Genomic DNA, 16,410 nt, shown 5'->3' with positions numbered 1-16,410 from the left:
AGTTTACGAAGCCCTTGTCAGCCTAAACAGATTCTTATGTTTAAGAAAGGGAGTTATCAAGATATGGAATTTAATATCTTAACTATCTTTGGGGGTATGCTCGGAGTCTATAGTATTCTCTGTATGTTCAAAAGCCATCAGACATTATCCTGGGAAAGCATCTCTGGCAGAATCATGCAAACTGATCTTATCACGGGTCAGAGAGGTTATGAAAGCGCAGAAATTTATTATGAATACGAAGTGCGGGGACAAATGTATCATAATAATGTCGTCCGAATAGGCGTTGGTTTATCAGTCACAAAGGGTTCATTCAGCGATGCAAGAGACACGCTCAGTTGTTACAGAATCGGACAGAAAGTGCGGGTCTATTATAATCCTCAAAAGCCGAAAGAGTCATGTCTTCAACGTGGATGGAACTTCGGTAATATTATTGGATTAATGCTTGCAATTTGGCTTATTGTTTTTGGCGTTTGCAAAATCTGATGATTGCTGTCATTATATAAAGCCTGACAACTGAATTCACCTGACTTGAAAAGCCGGCTCCTTTATCATTTTTTGAGAACTGTCACTGCTTTTCGGTGACTGCCGGTGTCAGAGATGTCTCTGATGTTCAGGGCATTCAGAAATCCATTGAGTCGTTACCGGCCGCACTCGGAACGGTCAGCATCAAAAGCCGGAACATACATTCTCACTCAGGGAATCCGCATCACTCGCTCAAATGTCACAATATCAGGAGAACAGGGAACTTTGCTAAAAACAAACACCTATCTATGTGACAGCCGTCTGAACGCTGAACTAGTACAACAACTTATAAATCCGTCCCCCTCCGGCTCTTAATAATTTAAAGGAGTTATCCTTAAAACAGGGGGGGACGAATTTACAAGTTGCTGTATTAGAAACTTTTTTGAGCTGCTGATTCTTTCATTTTTATCGTTTTCTATACATTAAAAATACGACTTGGCTTATGAAAATCGCAAGACTTCATTTAACAGATCATCCTCTTTTTGGAACAATTGATATAGATTTCACTGATCCGGAGGAAAATCCTTCAGATACGATAGTATTGGCCGGAATTAACGGGTCAGGCAAAACAACGATTCTTAATTGTATGAAAGGACTGCTTAAAAAAGGAATCGTAAGACCTTATTTAAAAGAATCTTTTAAGGGATTGGCCATACCCGAATTAGGAGAAAAATTCTATCTTGACTCGGATACTTCTGAATATATTGTCCCTTTTTTTACATCCTTTGAAAATGAAACTATACAGAAATTCAGACTCACCCCTGAGAGCGGATACAGAGAAAATATCACTAATGTTTTTGAGACGTATGCGGAAAATCCTCTGCATGATAAATCAGAACAAAATAATCTTCATCAGTTGCCCAAGCTTATCTATCTGCCTTCGGAGATCAATTTTGATCGGATACAAATAACAGCCAGACCTTATAAATATGTCTATCATTTTTTTAATGAGGTTGATGAGAATATTGCAAAATTTATTCCTGATTATTTTGGAACCCTTATTGATAAAAAAGTATATGAGAATGAAGATATTCCTCCCAGAGAGTCCATCAGAAAAGCCTGTGATGATATCAATTCCATATTTGAAAAATTGGACTTGGAATCAAAACTCGTGGGATTAAAAAAAGATGGATCACGTATGCCCATTTTCAAAAATAAGACTGGGAAAGAATTTGACATAAATGGGCTGTCTTCCGGTGAGAAACAACTTTTTTTCCGCATCATGGCATTAAAGATGTTTGAGGTCAATAATTCCGTTATTTTGGTGGACGAGCCGGAGAATTCGCTTCATCCGGCCTGGCAGCAAAAAATTCTGAAGATATATGAGAATATCGGTGAAAATAACCAGGTTATCGTTGCAACACATTCATCTCATATTATTGCCTCGACACCAAAAGAGAATGTTAAAATATTGGCTCGAAATGAAGAGATCAACACATTTCAGGTCATTGATTATTCGGATGTATTTTTTCGGCAATTTGAAAAAGTGAGAAAACATAAAATTAGCTGACAACTGACAACCAATCTCAAAGGCATATCATAATGGAAAAAATCGGTTATATCCTGCTGTTGATTGTGGCCGGTATTTATCTCATCGGAATGCTGGTCGGAATGATTGCCGCTTTTCCCTTCGGACTCATCGGCTTACTCGCCATCATCGGTGTGGGCCTTCTCTTTGCGAAAGTCGTAAAGGACAGATTGGAGAATAAAGAGGATGATTATTATTCAAAAAATGTTGAGAAATAAGGGGCGAAGATGTTAATGACAACTCAGGATCAGTTTGGTGAGTATGAAATCATTGAGACATTGGGCGTTGTAAAAGGCAATACCATCCGGGCGAGGCATGTGGGGAAAGATATTCTTGCCGGGTTACGGACACTTATCGGCGGCGAGATTAGCGAATATACAAAAATGCTGGCAGAATCCCGGGAGCAGGCCATTGACAGAATGATCTCCCAGGCAAAAAACAAAGGGGCTGACGGAATTGTATGTTTACGCCTTATGACTTCATCCGTGATGCAGGGATCAGCAGAGCTGCTCGCGTATGGAACCGCTGTTAAATTGAAGAAAAAAGAGAATTAGGTGTTAAGTGTTAGGTGTTAGGTGTTAAGAGAAACAAAGCCGAAGATACCAAACACCTAACACCAAACACCTAACACCCCCCAAAAAAATAAGGAACTACAGTTATGTCCGATAAAAAAGCAGATTTTTCCAATTTATTAAACGTACTTCGTGAAGTATATGAAGACAAGCTGCCGTTTAACAAACATCTTGGCATACAGGTCGTCTCTTTGGAGGCGGACGGTGTTTGTGTAAGAATTAATATGAAAGAGGATTTTATAGGAAATTTTGCAAAAGGGATTTTGCATGGTGGCGTAATATCAGCAGTCATAGACCTGACCGGAGGGATGATGGCCTCGATGGGAATACTGAAAAAAATGGAGGGACGATCTTCAGACGAGATAATCGCACGGCTTACAAGAGTGGGGACTATTGACCTGCGGGTTGATTATCTCAGAGGTGGCAGGGGGAAATATTTTCTCACAAACGCTTCGATTTTGCGGACAGGGAATAAAGTGGCTGTCACACGCACCGAATTTCGTAATGACAAAGACCTGCTGATCGCTGCCGGAACAGGGACATATATGGTAGGATAATCTTTTATAGGCTTTAAGAAAAAAAGTGTCCGGAGTGCCAAACTTGCAGTTTGGCGGAAGCGTCCGTTTTCCGGGCTTCGAAAATATTGCCAAACTGAAAGTTTGGCACTCCGGACTAACAAATTTTTTTAAAATCTATAGTTATCACCAGATTGAGATTTCTGCACAGGCCCCCGGCAAATTCTCATTCCCATGGTTCGTGTGGAAACACCCCGGAGACGCTTTGCATTCCGGAATCCGCCGTGGCCGGACGCAAAGCGTCAGGTCCTGCTTTCCCACGCGAACCGTGGGAACGAGATATGCAGGGCTTTTTCCTAATCCAGGATCAGGAGGATTTCAAAAGATGGATGTGATAATAATCGGACTTATAGCCAGCACACTGGCCGGCATTGCCACCGGCGTCGGTGCATTACCAGCATTGTTTTTTAAAAATGTTCCGGATAAGATACTGAATACCATGCTTGGCGGAGCGGCCGGCGTCATGCTTGCGGCAACTTCATTTTCTTTGATTGTCCCCGGTATCGAACATGGCGACCTGATATGGCCTGGCAACGGGGTTTATATTGTTGTATTCGGAATGCTGCTCGGAGCGGTTTGCTTAGATCGAATTGACAACTGGCTGCCCCATGAGCATTTTCTTATGGGACATGAAGGCCCTGCCAGTTCATTGAAAAAAATCTGGCTGTTTGTTATTGCCATTACGATTCATAATTTTCCCGAAGGGTTGGCTGTCGGTGTGGGATTTGGCAGCGGTGATATTAACGCGGGAACCAGTCTGGCCGTGGGAATAGGACTCCAGAACATGCCCGAAGGTCTGGCAGTGGCATTGCCGCTTATAGGGCTGGGTTACAGCCGATGGCAGGCCATTGGCATTGCTACGCTGACGGGACTGGTGGAGCCGGTCGGGGGTCTGTTAGGTGTGACCGCTGTAACTCTTTTTCATCCTGTCTTACCGTTGGGGCTGGCTTTTGCCGCAGGGGCCATGCTTTTTGTGATCAGTGATGAAATCATTCCGGAAACCCATTCAAAAGGAAAATCACGCCTGGCGACGTTCGGCGTTATGATCGGATTTGTAATTATGATGGCAATGGATAATCTGCTGGGCTAATCAGAAAGAAGCTTTCCTATGGAAATTTATCAAAAAACAAAAACAGAGCTTATTGAACAATTGGAACTCATGCGTCATCAGATGGCCGAACTTGAATCAAAGATCATCCAATTGGAATCTGATGAGAATAAAAATTCGAACAAGCCAATCACCCGTCCGCCGAGGAGAAGACTCCATGCTGATATTGAATTTATAGCTGATTTTGATATCATCAGGGCAAAGGGAATTAATATTTCCGAGGGAGGGATATGCTTCGAGTTGTGCGAAGATTTGCCTTTTGAAATGCAATTTGAACTTGAAGATGAATTGCATCAGCATCGGGCACATCTTATATGGGTGAAACGACTTTCCAACGGGAGATATCGCTTTGGATTTGAATTTGTTCCGCCGGAGCCATATCCCCAATTCTGAGGTTTCGGAAAACTCGCGACATTCATATCTGTTTGCAGAACAGGGGCGCAACATAACCCGCCTTTCTAAAAAAAATAATCAATACTCGATAATCAAGTTTTTTTGTCCGAACCGAGTCAAAAAAAATGACTATCGAATAATATCAAAAATATCCCTGTTTTTTCCTTCAAATGAGAAACAGAGATCGGATTATCATTATGGCCTTTCCCCCTTTGAAAGAGGACAGGGGGATATTAATTTAAGTTCGAGGAGTCTTTGTTATGAGACGCAAAATAATTTCAAAAGATATGTTCAGGCGCATTCTCATTATCATTCCGATAATCATCTCCGTTGTCATTGTGTCGGGGCTGGTGCGCGCACGCAAGGGACCTGAACATTCAGAGTTGAAGGAAAAAGCCCGTACCGTCCGAGTGATACAGGCACAGACGGCTGATGTCATTCCAAGGGCCATCGGCTATGGTTATGTGTTACCCGGACAGGCATGGCAGGCAGTTGCACAAGTCAGCGGCAAGATTACAGAAGTCAGCCCCGTGTTCAAAAAAGGATCGCTTTGCAAAGAAGGGGCCGTGCTGATCCGTATTGATCCTGCAAAATATCATTTAGCCATTGCTCAGATGGAAGCCAGCATCCAGAGCATAAAAGCACAACTTGCAGAACTTGACTCCAAAGAACAAAATTATAAAACCTTGCTGGAGATTGAAGAAAAATCACTGTCACTCAGCAAAAAAGAACTGAATCGTCGAAAACAGCTCTTTGAAAAGAAGACCATTTCAGCTTCCCAATACGATCAGGAAAAAGTGAACTATTATGCCCATCTGACCAGAATTCAAAACCTGAAAAACTCAGTGAATCTCATTCCCGCGAATCGAAAAGCCCTCAGGGCAAATCTTGCGCTAAACCAAGTGAAGCTTAAAGATGCCAGGCTTGATCTTGAATATACCACGATCAGATCGCCGTTTAACTGCCGTATTACCGATGTAAAGGTTGAAGTGACCCAGTTTGTTCAGAAAGGTCAGGTCATTGCCACTGCTGACGGAACCAGGACATCTGAAATTACGGCTCAGATTCCTATGGATAAAATGCGTAACTTGTTTAAATCCGCGGATCAGCCGCCGTCATTTTCTGCCTTAACCACTTCGGATATATCGGAAGTCTTAGGCTTATCCGCATTTGTGAGGCTTCGGACCGGCGATATGTACGCGGACTGGAAAGCGGAGGTTTCCCGGATTGATGCGACAATTGATCCGCAGACTCGAACAGTCGGGGTTATTGTTTCTGTGGAGGATTCTTATAAAAAAATTATTTTTGGTGTCCGCCCTCCCCTGGTTCGCAATATGTTCTGCGAAGTTGAACTGAGAGGTCGGCCAATTCCGAAACTCGTTATTATTCCGCGATCTGCCCTTCATGAGGGACATGTGTATGTGGCAAATTCGGAAAATCGTCTGAAGAGAAAAAAAGTCACTGTTGATTTTCCGCAAACGAATTTTTACGCCATTAAAGCCGGATTAAAGCCGGATGAATGGCTTGTTGTGTCTGATCTGATCCCGGCCATTGACGGGATGCTTCTTAATCCCAGACAAGACAAAGCTCTCAGTGAACGTCTTATTGCCGAAGCCACAGGAAAATCAGCGGTCAAGTAATTTGATATTTGTCCGAAAAAAAACCCCGGCTTTTTCCGGGAAGACGCTCTCTTCTTCGCAGAAAAAAGCCGGGTTTCTCCGCCGCTCACAATATTTGCCCGAAAAAGAAACCCGGGTTTCTCCGGGAAGACGCTCTCTTCTTTGCAGAAAAAAGCCGGGTTTCTCCGCCGCTCACAATATTTGCCCGAAAAAGAAACCCGGGTTTTTCCGGGAAGACGCTCTCTTCTTCGCAGGAAAAAGCCGGGTTTCTCCGCCGCTCACAATATTTGCCCGAAAAAGAAACCCGGGTTTTTCCGGGAAGACGCTCTCTTCTTCGCAGGAAAAAGCCGGGTTTCTCCGCCGCTCACAATATTTGCCCGAAAAAGAAACCCGGGTTTTTCCGGGAAGACGCTCTCTTCTTCGCAGGAAAAAGCCGGGTTTCTCTGCCGCTCACAATATTTGCCCGAAAAAGAAACCCGGCTTTTCCCGGGAAGACGATCTCTCCTTTGCAGGAAAAAGCCGGGTTTCTCCGCCGCTCACAATATTTGCCCGAAAAAGAAACCCGGGTTTTTCCGGGAAGACGCTCTCTTCTTTGCAGGAAAAAGCCGGGTTTCTCCGCCGCTCACAATATTTGCCCGAAAAAGAAACCCGGGTTTTTCCGGGAAGACGCTCTCTTCTTTGCAGAAAAAAGCCGGGTTTCTCTGCCGCTCACTTATTGAAAAAAACTGAAAGCATCGGACCGGAACAGTTCAGACCCAATTAATAACTATATCTTCACACATGAATCGTTATCTGTTCCCTTTAACCATCGGTCAAAAGCAGGATTTTGAATGATCTTCTCAACTGACACCCCGCACGCCTTCAGTTCCGTCAAATCTTTAAAACTCAGATTCAAATTGTAAACAGTACCTTCAAAATCCCTGGGCGGCCTCAGACTGACATTCTTTCCGAGGTTTAATTCTTTCACAAGCGCCTCAAACGCTGTCTCGGTCCTTGTTATGGCAGGGAACCGCCGCTGTTTTAAATAAAATCTTATATCCCGGGCTTTCTGATTCCGATCAAGGTCCTCATTGTTTAAAATTTCCTGGAAATCATCTCCCATAATCACATCCAGGATTGAAATATCCTCACGAAGCGCAATTTCCCTGACCCGTGTGATAATTTCTCTCTGCTTGTTCAGACTCAGTTTAAGGGTCTCAAAAAGCCCTGCAAATGCAACACCCGCATCTGCCTCAAGCCTGCCAAGCTCCAATGCCATGGACAAAGAAATGGTATCAGAAAGTACATTGTCCTGAATGGCCCCGGGAAGAAGACAGACCGCTTTTAATTTTTTGACAAGAGACGGATTTGCCAACACACCAATGGCAGACGCGGCTTCAGCCAGTTTCTTATCCTCTTTGAAAAAAACGGAAAGCATATAAACCGCTCTGGACATTTCAATCAGATTCAGGGGTCTTTGAAACGCGTTCTCCGTTATTGCGAATTTCACACAATCGAGTTTCTGAGTATCGGCATTCAGAATTCTTGCTTCAATATCGGACCATCCGAGACAATGACACGCCGCAATCCGACGGAAACCGGACACAATAGTGAACCCCCCGGGCTGCGGACAGTGTTCGAAATCTGCACGTCCGACGTTTGAATTCCCAGTCTCCGGCCTCTGATTTATTAACAATGGCGGGCACATCAGCCCCACGCTTTCAATTGAACAACTAAGATCATCAACACTGGTTTCAGTGGTAATCTGATAAGTACAGTCTTCCAAATCAACACAGGACAGACTGACTGTGAAAATTGGAAAATGGAAATTAGAAATTGGATAATCAGGCATTGAGTTTCAAGTTTCGAGTTTCAAGTTTCAAGTTTCAAGTTTCAAGTTTCAAGTTTCGAGTTTCAAGTTTCGAGTTTCAAGTTTCGAGTTTCAAGTTTCGAGTTTCAAGTTTCAAGTTTCAAGTTTCAAGTTTCAAGTTTCAAGTTTCAAGTTTCAAGTTTCAAGTTTCAAGTTTCAAGTTTCGAGTTTCAAGTTTCAAGCTTTCAAGTTTCTCAAAGCTTCCAAATATTTTTTTCTGGTATTTTCGACCACATCTTCCGGAAGCGAAGGGGCAGGAGGTTCTTTGTTCCAGTTTATGGAAATCAGATAATCCCTGACATATTGCTTGTCAAAACTCTTCTGGGCTCCTCCGGGTTTATAGGACGCTTTGGGCCAGAACCTGGATGAATCCGGAGTCAGGATTTCATCAATGAGAATAACCTCGTCTCCCACAAGTCCGAACTCAAACTTTGTATCTGCGATGATGATGCCCTGTTTGTCTGCCACTTCAGCCCCTTTATTGTAGATTTCAAGACTCAGCGATTTTACTTTTTCCGCAAGGGGTTTGCCGATTTTTCTGACAGTCTCTTCAAAATCTATGTTGATATCATGGGTCCCCACTTCTTCCTTTGTCGAAGGCGTAAAGATCGGTTCGGGAAGTTTGTCGGATTCTTTTAAGCCATCAGGTAATTTGATACCGCATACTGTTCCGGATTCCTGATAAGACTTCCACCCGGACCCGGATATATAGCCCCTGACAACACATTCAATGGGAAGAGGCTCTGCTTTTTTTACCAGCATGCTCCTTTCTCTGAGCATATCTGCATAGGGCCTGCACACATCAGGATAGTCATCCGCATTGCCGGAAATCACGTGGTTACCGACCAGCGGTTTCATAATTTCAAACCAAAACAGGGAAATCTGCGTCAGAATTTTCCCCTTTTCAGGTATGGGATTCGGCATAATCACATCAAATGCCGAAATTCTGTCCGTGGCAACCATTAAAAGGCTGTCACCCAGATCATAGATATCTCTTACTTTGCCTCTTTTTACGAGGTTCAATTCCTTAAAATCACTTTCAAACACTGTTCGCTCCCTGAATCTTTTTATAAATTTTTTTAAAAACCGAACTGCTGAGTCGTCCGTTTCAAGAAACTCAATACCGGTTTCAAATCTCCCGCCCTCTCTGCTTTTGTAATGAACAACTTTTCCTTTAATTTCAAGAAGTTTATCTTCAAAAGCAATTGTCAGGATCAGAAACTCTTCCAAACCAGGATAAAAATAGGTTTCCAGAAGGATTCCGGATTCAGATACATTCAAAGTTCTGCCGATGCCTTCGCCCATTTCATCAACCCATATGTGTGACAGGTTGAGTGAATCAATTCTGATGTGTCTTCTCTTTTCTGTGATATCCGTGTTTTTCACTTTAGCACCTATAATATTTTGTTTTTATTGTCAAAAATTTTTTCCATCTTTAAATGAGCCTTTGAATATCAAGGGATCAAAAAAATACAGGCAAACGTCAAACTTCAGGAGTTGTTACGGAGTAAGGCGACAGGTGCAGTTTAAAAATTATTTTCACCCATATCTTTTAAAAATTAACACACCGCGTTGTTATGAAAATAACCTTAAATCGGGGGCCTTGTTTTGCAACAACTCTTTTTAAACCTTTCTCGTTCTGGCTTATCCGGGTTAGGAATCGGAGACTTATCCCCATATCCTTAGTTCAACGTAATTATTTTTTCTGAACATTTTTTTTCTGAAAACTAACTGCGGCACTCGTAGTGATAGATATACAGGTTGCGATATTTTCGATCAGATTTTTTAACGCAGGGGAGAGCAGACCATATTCTTCCTGAAGCCAGCTAATATCCAACTCACTGACTTCAAAGTCATCTGATACAAAAACAGATGCGGAACCAGGTTCATGACCAATATCAAAAAATGGCACATGTCCCACAAAATCCCCCTCTCCGAGATTTGCCAACGGCACATATCCTTCTTTTATTTTCCGAATAACAGAGGCCTGGCCTTGTCTGATTGTAAAAAGTTTTTCACCTTTTTCCTTAAATGGTTTTTTATCCTGTGTAAATTCTTTAAATTTATTTTTTTTCAGATAGATTTCAACGGTCCGGTCTGTCACCTCTTTCAGTCTTCTGTCAAGGCTCATGGCAAAGTCCCTGAAATCAGGGTGCCTTTCGGAATAATCATTGGCAAGTCGCTGGGCATCCATCACCCCCAGTATCACATCACTTGCCGCGACAGCCGTGGAACTGCGAAGGGGGCTGTCAAATGAAAACGAAGACAGCCCTCCGATAAAGGCCCCGTCAGCGATTTTCAGCATAGTCAGGGGACCCTGTGAGGTTTCTTTAATAATATCAACAACCCCTTCCAGTATCACCCATATCCAGCTCCCGCAGCTGTTTTCCTTGACAATGGTCTGTCCCTTGCGAAATTCTTCTTCATCAACCACATAGAGGTAATCAACAAGTGATCCTTTGACAATGGGGATGCTTCTTCCCTTATCAGAAGCATCAGATGATTTTTTTTCAAAAGACACGGCCCCCAGAATGGGGACAACCCCTTCGTCCACCATCCTCAGACCGTCTAAAATAATTTCCATCCGGTTCGTTGAAATGTTTTTCTTAATTTGGACATCTTCCTGGCTGAATTCAAACTCACCTTCGAGCCATCCGAAAAGAGAGTAGGCAGCATCAAGGCCGGCGCTTTTTTTGCCCTTTAACAAGGCATTTGAGGCGTTTACAATATTGCCTTTTACGAAAAATACCTGACCTGGTTCCGGAGCGTATTTGCTTATGATGCGCAAAATCCCGGTCCCGCCGTTTGAACCGATGAGCTGCAAAAGGTCACCCAGGCCGAGAAAATCCAAATTGCCTCTGAGAACAACTTTGCTATCCATGTTGAAATAAATTTAATCCTTTTTTCCGGTGTTCATAATTAAGTTTCGCTACCATCCCAACTGCTTTCTCATGGACTGCAACGTCAGCTTTATACAGGCTTTTAAAGTTGCTCCCACACCGTCACCGTTGATGGCACTGGCTGAAAAAGAAGGAACCTTGAGCTGACGATTCAAATCTCTTTCCATCTGCTGAACAGGCAGGAGAGGGATGCCCTGTTTGGCAAGGTCCCGCTTGTTATACTGAATCACAAGAGGAATTTTGGTAATGCTGAGGCCATATTCTTTCAGGTTCTGATGGAGATCCTTTAATGACTCCACGTTTGCTTTGCGCCGGACTTTTATTGAATCGGCAACAAAAGCAACACCGTCAACTTCCCTTAAAACCATTTTTCTGGTGGCACTGTATTTTACCTGCCCCGGAACAGTATATAACTGAAGCCGTACATCATAGCCTTTTATTTTGCCGATTCCCAGAGGGAGAAAGTCAAAAAAAAGGGTTCGGTCACCTTCTGTGTTCGCTGAAACCATCTCTCCGATAGCCTGTTTTCTGAAGGTCTTAAAAATATACTCAAGATTTGTTGTCTTTCCGCATCTTCCTGGTCCGTAATAGACGATCTTGCACTCTATCTCCCGGTTTTTCAAATTAATATTCGCCATATTCCAACGCCCGCAGCTCCTGGCTCACAGCTGCTCACTGGCAGCTATTAAATGGTTAATATTCCCTGTCCGCTCCGAAAGGAGCCGAGATCAGGATGAAAATCAGGCTGCCAGCTATCAGCTATAGTATGCTTGTAACCTTTATATCCAGACTATAATACCCCTGCTTGGGTCCTGATTCGATTTCTGATTTTGAAGAAACAACAGCTTTGCCATTAAACATGGCTATGGGAGAATAAAATTGAACTTCATTCAGTACAACACCGGTTCTCAGGTTTTCAACAAGTTCCTTGTCATCGCCCGAAATTAAAAGGTTGATTATGCTTCCCGCCTGAAAACTTACATCATATTCAATTGTTTCCCCTTTTTTGGGTCCCTCGGTAAATGTGATTCCTACGGAACTGATATCAATAATATCTTCATCATTAATCTCCTGCTCAACGATTTTTTCAGGTATCACTGTTTCAACCGCCTCTGTTTCAGACACTTCAGTATCCATGAGTGTTTCTAATGACGGAGAGGTTATGATATCTTTTTTCGGAAGCTTTATATCAACCCCCTGGCTGTCAAGAATGCCCTGGAGAAAGACACGCAGTTTATTCAGCTGGGCCGGAGTAAAAAAATTTTCCGAAAGCCATTCCTTATAACGGTTAGCTGCTTCATCTAATGAATCCAGGGCTTTGTGACATCTGATGATGTTTTTTGCGGCCTCAACACTTATGGAAGCTGTTTTTATTAATTCATCGAATTCGTTCAGCGCCGCCTCAAACTGGCCGAATTTGGCCAGCGCAATAGCGCCTTCAAGCGCGCCCGCGTCATCATTTTTTGAAAAAGAAAATTTATGTTTAATGATATCCTGAATCTGTTTCGGCATTTCAACTGATATCGGTCCGCTTTCAATTCTGTCTATTTTTTCTTTCAGAACATGAATTTTTTTTGAAATAACCTTTAACAGATTTTTATTCTTTATCAAATTTTCATTTTTTTTAACCAGTTGGCCAGCGCGCACATATCTTTCCTTTGCTTCATTTAATAAGCCCTGGGATTGATAAAGCTCCGCCTCCTGTAAAAATGATTTAATCTTTTTTTTCACATCCTCCATCTGGCAACCTCACAGCCTTATCAGGCAATGGCTGATAAGTGATCATTCATTACCAACGAACTTCTCAGTGTATAAACTATATATTTATCCTATATTTTTGTTATGATGTCAATATCAGGTTTTCCATATTGATAATCGGGTTTCCCCAAATTTTAAAAGTTTGGTAAATTCGAAAATGCAGGTTCAGATGTTTTGTGTCATAAAAAGAGGGGATAAGTCAATGGGGTGGAAACAGTATTTAAGCATCAGATTGAAAAATTTTCATCCTGTCTGTCAGAGGTGTCAGGTGTTAAGTGTCAGGTGTTAAGTGTTAAGTGTTAAGTGTCAGGAAAAATGCTAAAACTTTCATCGTTCGTTGTGACCGGCAGCTCATGCCCGTTTATAAAAAGCTCAAAATTTCTGATCGGATGATGCTGAACACAGCCAAATCTTTTTTAAATTTATTGACAATGGCAGAATTTATGCTATCAAAAAATTATTAACTTTTTTAATTGTCTGGCAAATTTCTCAGGCAAAATCCGATTTTTTAAGGAATCAGCCGCTTTTAACAGAATTATTTTATTTTAAATCCATCTTAAGGAGAAAGTCATGGACAAAAAAGTGACCGTTGTCGGAGCGGGTAATGTGGGAGCCACTGCCGCCCAGAGACTGGCAGAAAAAGAATTATGTGATGTGGTCCTGATAGATATTGTTGAAGGGGTTCCCCAGGGAAAGGCCCTTGATCTTACGGAAGCCGCACCCATTGAAAAACATGATGCGCACCTTACGGGAACAAACGGATATGAAGCATCGGAACATTCTGATATTGTGATCATCACAGCAGGAATTCCCAGAAAACCAGGGATGAGCCGTGATGATCTGATCAGCACCAATGCCAAAATTATGAAAGATGTTACACAACACATTGCCAAGCTCTCTCCGGATGCTGTTCTTATCATCGTCAGCAACCCGCTGGATGCCATGTGTCATGTTGCATATGAAGCCAGCGGTTTCCCCAAAAACAGGGTCATCGGAATGGCCGGCGTGCTGGACTCTGCCCGGTTCAGGGCCTTCATAGCCATGGAGCTTGATGTTTCTGTTGAAAATACCCACGCGTTTGTCCTCGGGGGCCATGGTGACACCATGGTTCCGCTGCCCCGGTATTCCACCGTGGCAGGCATCCCCATCACGGAACTCATGCCCAAGGACCGCATTGACGCCCTGGTTGAAAGAACCGCAAACGGCGGAGCGGAGATCGTCAGTCTTTTGAAAACTGGAAGCGCTTATTACGCGCCCGCGTCAGCCGCAGTGGAAATGGCTGAGTCCATTCTGAAAGATAAGAAAAAAATTCTCCCCTGCGCGGCCTATCTTGAAGGGGAATACGGATTTAATGATCTTTTCATTGGTGTGCCTGTGAAGCTGGGGACAAAGGGCGCGGAAGACATCATCGAAATTAAGCTTACGGATGATGAAAAAGCAGCGCTTGAAAAATCAGCCAGTGCTGTCAGGGAGCTTAAAGAGGTTTTGAAAAAATTGGCCTGATATCCGGCCAAATAAGTTTTGAAAAGTGAAGACCTCCGAGGTGTTGAAAACCTCGGAGGTCTGACATCGAACACGCTCTTAGAAATATGAAAGTCCCATAGTTTTTCCTAACACCTAACACCTAACACCTAACACCTTCATATTTCACCCCTCAGTCTTGAGTTCCCTGTTTTTTCTGAATCGGACAGACACGGGTTCATACTCAAGCAGAATCTCCTTCAGTCCCGTGGAAAGAAATTTTCCAGTCAGCGTGGCCCCGCTGATGCCGTCAACAAAATGAGGGTGCTTTTCCTTGGGAACCACCTCGCTCACAGCCCCTTTTGCAACAGAGACCGAAACAAGTCCCCCGGCACTGTCAATGATTTTTTTGCCTTCAAAATTTTTCCGAAACCAGCCTTTTTCGATCTCTCCGCCCAGCCCGGGGGTCTCGGAATGTTTGTAAACCGTAAAGCCTGAAATGGTTGATCCGTCATTTTTTATGGCCAGATATCCGAAAATTTTTCCCCACAGCCCCCTGGTTTCTATGGGAATAATATAGGATTCCACTTGCTCTTTCCTGACATTCAGATAAACTTGCAGATCCTTCGGACCTCTTTCTTTTTCCCCAATGATCTTCCCCTCTCCGTTAATCCATAGGGTCCTGATATTCTCAGCATACACTGTTTCAATCTGTTCAGGCGAATACTGCTGTTCCTCCTGTATCAGTCCCACGGACTTCAGCACATTTTTCTGTTTGTCCAGCGCGATATTTTTCTGCTGAAACTCCTTCAGCCCGGATGACGCGGCTGTGAGGAGAATGCTGCACACAAAGCACATAATGGCTGCAAACACAAATGATTTCAAATAACTAGACATTTGCTATCCTCCTTCTGAGTCTGACTTTTATTTCAAAATGATCCAGCAGCGGGGCAAAGAGATTCATGAAAAGAATTGACAGCATGACTCCTTCGGGATACGCGGGATTAAACACACGGATTAAAATTGTCAATGCGCCAATGGCAAATCCATAGACCCATTTTGCTGTTTCCATTCCCGGTGCAGAAACCGGATCAGTCGCCATATACGCTATGCCGAAGGCAAATCCGCCCATCACAAGATGATAAAACGGATTCAGCGAAAGCCAGGGCATAGAGGCTTCCGTGGCAATGAGATTCAGAAGCCCTCCGGTAATCAGAGCCCCCAGTACCCCGCCGATAATGATCTTATAGCTTGCAACGCCCACAACGATCAGGATCATCGCTCCGATAAGACATAAAAATGAGGACGTCTCGCCGATACTCCCGGTATGATTTCCCCAAAAAAGCGTTGAAAAAGTAAAACCTGCTTTTGACAGAGATGCCTCTATATTTCCATAGGTTTCTGTAATCGAAGCAATTGCCAGAGGCGTGGCACCGCTGAATGTGTCAACCGCACTGGTTTTCACGCTGCTCATGACTGTCCACACACTGTCACCGGACATCTTCCCGGGATATGCAAAGAAAATAAAGGCTCTTCCGGTTAATGCGGGATTCAGAAAATTTCTCCCGGTTCCGCCAAAAATTTCCTTGCCGATCACAACGCCGAAGGAAATCCCCGCAGCAGCCTGCCACAGCGGAATGGTGGGAGGAAGCGTGAGCGGGAACAAAAGCCCTGTGACCAGCAGCCCCTCGCTGATGGGATGTTTTCGGATAATGGCAAAGAGAAATTCCCAGAAAAAGCCCACTGCATAAGACACGATAATCAGCGGCAGGACAATGGAAAGCCCTTTTGAAAATACCGTAAAAAAATCAAGAGGAAGCCCGGAGACAAGGTTGGACTGATACCCGGTGTTATAAATACCGAAAAAGAGCGGCGGCATGAGCGCAAGGATCACAAAGCTCATAAACCGCTTCACATCGAGACTGTCACGCACATGCGGGCCTTTTTGGGTCACATGATCCGGGATAAAGAAAAAGGTTTCCGTGGCTTCAAAAACAGGGTAGAATTTTTCCCATTTTCCGCGTTTGTCAAAATGCTTCCGCTGAGAATCGAAAATGTTTTTTATTATTTTCATTATAAAACCTCAAACCGACAAGTTTTTGGGCACGTTTGTAAAAACTGACAG

At 43.4% G+C, this 16,410-nt stretch carries 16 protein-coding genes; 9 read left to right on the top strand and 7 right to left on the bottom strand.

Going from position 1 to position 16,410, the window contains the following annotated elements:
- Positions 1-63 precede the first annotated feature (63 nt).
- From dnm_RS18145 to dnm_RS18110, 8 genes are all read left to right on the top strand, one after another.
- Positions 64-483 (top strand): DUF3592 domain-containing protein, encoded by a 420-nt coding sequence (locus dnm_RS18145; protein ID WP_207678328.1) that lies wholly within the window; start codon positions 64-66, stop codon positions 481-483.
- Positions 484-964: 481 nt separating this feature from the next.
- Complete coding sequence (locus dnm_RS18140; protein ID WP_207678327.1) at positions 965-2,032, top strand: AAA family ATPase; 1,068 nt, start codon at positions 965-967, stop codon at positions 2,030-2,032.
- 32 nt (positions 2,033-2,064) lie between these two features.
- Positions 2,065-2,268: a hypothetical protein gene (locus tag dnm_RS18135; RefSeq protein WP_207678326.1), complete on the top strand. Its 204-nt coding sequence runs from the start codon at positions 2,065-2,067 to the stop codon at positions 2,266-2,268.
- Positions 2,269-2,283: 15 nt separating this feature from the next.
- Positions 2,284-2,604: a YbjQ family protein gene (locus dnm_RS18130; protein ID WP_207678325.1), complete on the top strand. Its 321-nt coding sequence runs from the start codon at positions 2,284-2,286 to the stop codon at positions 2,602-2,604.
- A gap of 104 nt (positions 2,605-2,708) precedes the next feature.
- Positions 2,709-3,179: a thioesterase family protein gene (locus dnm_RS18125; protein WP_207678324.1), complete on the top strand. Its 471-nt coding sequence runs from the start codon at positions 2,709-2,711 to the stop codon at positions 3,177-3,179.
- A 343-nt stretch (positions 3,180-3,522) separates the two neighbouring features.
- Entirely contained in the window at positions 3,523-4,287 is a 765-nt protein-coding gene (locus dnm_RS18120) for a ZIP family metal transporter (protein ID WP_207678323.1), read from the top strand.
- Between the two features lie 18 nt (positions 4,288-4,305).
- Positions 4,306-4,698 carry a PilZ domain-containing protein gene (locus dnm_RS18115; protein WP_207678322.1) on the top strand — a complete coding sequence of 131 codons (393 nt, stop codon included), beginning with the start codon at positions 4,306-4,308 and terminating at the stop codon, positions 4,696-4,698.
- Between the two features lie 260 nt (positions 4,699-4,958).
- On the top strand, positions 4,959-6,338 hold the full coding sequence (locus tag dnm_RS18110) for an efflux RND transporter periplasmic adaptor subunit (RefSeq protein ID WP_207678321.1): 1,380 nt from the start codon (positions 4,959-4,961) through the stop codon (positions 6,336-6,338).
- Between the two features lie 745 nt (positions 6,339-7,083).
- Here dnm_RS18110 and dnm_RS18105 read toward each other — a convergent pair.
- The 5 genes from dnm_RS18105 to dnm_RS18085 form a co-directional block, all read right to left on the bottom strand.
- A complete protein-coding gene (locus tag dnm_RS18105; protein WP_207678320.1) occupies positions 7,084-8,148 on the bottom strand; it encodes a ParB/RepB/Spo0J family partition protein in 1,065 nt (354 codons plus the stop codon).
- A 195-nt stretch (positions 8,149-8,343) separates the two neighbouring features.
- Positions 8,344-9,552, bottom strand: coding sequence for a phosphoribosylaminoimidazolesuccinocarboxamide synthase (locus dnm_RS18100; protein WP_207678319.1), 1,209 nt, complete (start codon positions 9,550-9,552; stop codon positions 8,344-8,346).
- Positions 9,553-9,862: 310 nt separating this feature from the next.
- The gene (locus tag dnm_RS18095) at positions 9,863-11,047 is read right to left on the bottom strand and encodes a cyclic nucleotide-binding domain-containing protein (protein WP_207678318.1); all 1,185 of its coding nucleotides are present in this window, start codon (positions 11,045-11,047) and stop codon (positions 9,863-9,865) included.
- A gap of 48 nt (positions 11,048-11,095) precedes the next feature.
- Positions 11,096-11,704, bottom strand: a complete 609-nt coding sequence (locus tag dnm_RS18090) for a GTP-binding protein (protein WP_207678317.1) — start codon at positions 11,702-11,704, stop codon at positions 11,096-11,098.
- A gap of 121 nt (positions 11,705-11,825) precedes the next feature.
- On the bottom strand, positions 11,826-12,806 hold the full coding sequence (locus dnm_RS18085; RefSeq protein WP_207678316.1) for a tetratricopeptide repeat protein: 981 nt from the start codon (positions 12,804-12,806) through the stop codon (positions 11,826-11,828).
- A 588-nt stretch (positions 12,807-13,394) separates the two neighbouring features.
- Between dnm_RS18085 and mdh the strand changes: the two genes are divergently transcribed.
- Positions 13,395-14,327, top strand: coding sequence for a malate dehydrogenase (gene mdh, locus dnm_RS18080; protein WP_207678315.1), 933 nt, complete (start codon positions 13,395-13,397; stop codon positions 14,325-14,327).
- 144 nt (positions 14,328-14,471) lie between these two features.
- Here mdh and dnm_RS18075 read toward each other — a convergent pair whose 3' ends face one another.
- Both dnm_RS18075 and dnm_RS18070 read right to left on the bottom strand, forming a co-directional pair.
- The gene (locus tag dnm_RS18075) at positions 14,472-15,182 is read right to left on the bottom strand and encodes an FMN-binding protein (RefSeq protein WP_207678314.1); all 711 of its coding nucleotides are present in this window, start codon (positions 15,180-15,182) and stop codon (positions 14,472-14,474) included.
- Positions 15,175-16,359 carry an NADH:ubiquinone reductase (Na(+)-transporting) subunit B gene (locus tag dnm_RS18070; protein WP_207678313.1) on the bottom strand — a complete coding sequence of 395 codons (1,185 nt, stop codon included), beginning with the start codon at positions 16,357-16,359 and terminating at the stop codon, positions 15,175-15,177. Before dnm_RS18070 ends, dnm_RS18075 begins: the two co-directional genes overlap by 8 nt.
- Positions 16,360-16,410: the final 51 nt, after the last annotated feature.

Source organism: Desulfonema magnum, from assembly GCF_017377395.1.
GTDB classification, from domain to species: Bacteria; Desulfobacterota; Desulfobacteria; order Desulfobacterales; family 4be13; genus Desulfonema_C; species Desulfonema_C magnum.
The sequence above is the reverse complement of the archived record's forward strand: the minus strand, read 5'-3'. Positions and strand labels throughout refer to the sequence as shown.

Bases quoted from the DNA above. Each gene is read 5' to 3' on its own strand.
- dnm_RS18140 (WP_207678327.1), top strand. From the start codon at position 965: ATGAAAATCGCAAGACTTCATTTAACAGATCATCCTCTTTTTGGAACA.
- dnm_RS18130 (WP_207678325.1), top strand. From the start codon at position 2,284: ATGACAACTCAGGATCAGTTTGGTGAGTATGAAATCATTGAGACATTG.
- dnm_RS18085 (WP_207678316.1), bottom strand. From the start codon at position 12,806: ATGGAGGATGTGAAAAAAAAGATTAAATCATTTTTACAGGAGGCGGAG.
- dnm_RS18135 (WP_207678326.1), top strand. From the start codon at position 2,065: ATGGAAAAAATCGGTTATATCCTGCTGTTGATTGTGGCCGGTATTTAT.
- dnm_RS18090 (WP_207678317.1), bottom strand. From the start codon at position 11,704: ATGGCGAATATTAATTTGAAAAACCGGGAGATAGAGTGCAAGATCGTC.
- dnm_RS18145 (WP_207678328.1), top strand. From the start codon at position 64: ATGGAATTTAATATCTTAACTATCTTTGGGGGTATGCTCGGAGTCTAT.
- dnm_RS18070 (WP_207678313.1), bottom strand. From the start codon at position 16,359: ATGAAAATAATAAAAAACATTTTCGATTCTCAGCGGAAGCATTTTGAC.
- dnm_RS18125 (WP_207678324.1), top strand. From the start codon at position 2,709: ATGTCCGATAAAAAAGCAGATTTTTCCAATTTATTAAACGTACTTCGT.
- dnm_RS18105 (WP_207678320.1), bottom strand. From the start codon at position 8,148: ATGCCTGATTATCCAATTTCTAATTTCCATTTTCCAATTTTCACAGTC.
- mdh (WP_207678315.1), top strand. From the start codon at position 13,395: ATGGACAAAAAAGTGACCGTTGTCGGAGCGGGTAATGTGGGAGCCACT.
- dnm_RS18110 (WP_207678321.1), top strand. From the start codon at position 4,959: ATGAGACGCAAAATAATTTCAAAAGATATGTTCAGGCGCATTCTCATT.
- dnm_RS18095 (WP_207678318.1), bottom strand. From the start codon at position 11,047: ATGGATAGCAAAGTTGTTCTCAGAGGCAATTTGGATTTTCTCGGCCTG.
- dnm_RS18115 (WP_207678322.1), top strand. From the start codon at position 4,306: ATGGAAATTTATCAAAAAACAAAAACAGAGCTTATTGAACAATTGGAA.
- dnm_RS18075 (WP_207678314.1), bottom strand. From the start codon at position 15,182: ATGTCTAGTTATTTGAAATCATTTGTGTTTGCAGCCATTATGTGCTTT.
- dnm_RS18120 (WP_207678323.1), top strand. From the start codon at position 3,523: ATGGATGTGATAATAATCGGACTTATAGCCAGCACACTGGCCGGCATT.